Origin of the sequence: Belliella kenyensis (genome assembly GCF_022549675.1) — a bacterium.
GTDB lineage: Bacteria > Bacteroidota > Bacteroidia > Cytophagales > Cyclobacteriaceae > Belliella > Belliella kenyensis.
Map to the genome: position 1 here is coordinate 1 of NZ_JAKZGR010000061.1, position 692 is coordinate 692.

Here is a 692-nt window from a genome sequence, read left to right on the forward strand (position 1 = left end):
AGGAAGTGATTTGTCAAGCCTTAGGTTTTTTCTCTCTTCTGGATCTAAGTTACTTTCTCTAGCCTCTCGCTCTACTTCATACAGTTTCTGGATGAAGGTTAGTGCTTCTTTAGCTATTTTTTCATTATTAGATTGGGCATCATAAAACTCTCTTCGGGCATGTGCCCAACAAGCTAAGTGAGTTACTCCATCTTGTTTGCCTAGTTTTTTGTAGCCGACATACCCATCTGTCTGAAGGTATCCCTTAAAGCCTTTCAATAGATTCTCTGCAGCCTTTATTGTACGGGTTGGCTGATAATCAAACAAGACGGTTTTCTCCAAGGGGTTATGATAGACCCAATAGTAGCCTAAGTGGCAAGCGCCTTTTTTGGCACTATCCATTACTTTGATGGTTGTTTCATCTGCTTGAAGGTAGCCCATCGCTTTGGTGTCGTCAAGCAGGCAGTCATACAGGGGTTCTAGCCGCTCAAGTGATTGTTTGACCCAGCCATCAATGGTCGAGGGGGCTATTTTTACATTTTCTCGTTTAAACCGCTGCAATTGCCTGTATAATGGTAAATGGTCTTCATATTTGTCCGTAAGAATACTTGCCAACAGACCTGCGCCTGGTATTCCTTTGTCTATGACTCTCTCTGGAAGAACTCCTATCAGTATACCTGTATCACTATTTTTGTCTTTTGAAGCATATTTAT

At 41.8% G+C, this 692-nt stretch carries 1 protein-coding gene; it reads right to left on the minus strand.

Annotated elements, in window-relative coordinates:
* Window positions 1-692 (minus strand): IS66 family transposase (gene tnpC, locus MM214_RS18945; protein ID WP_241297744.1); only part of this gene is annotated, 692 nt, incomplete at both ends.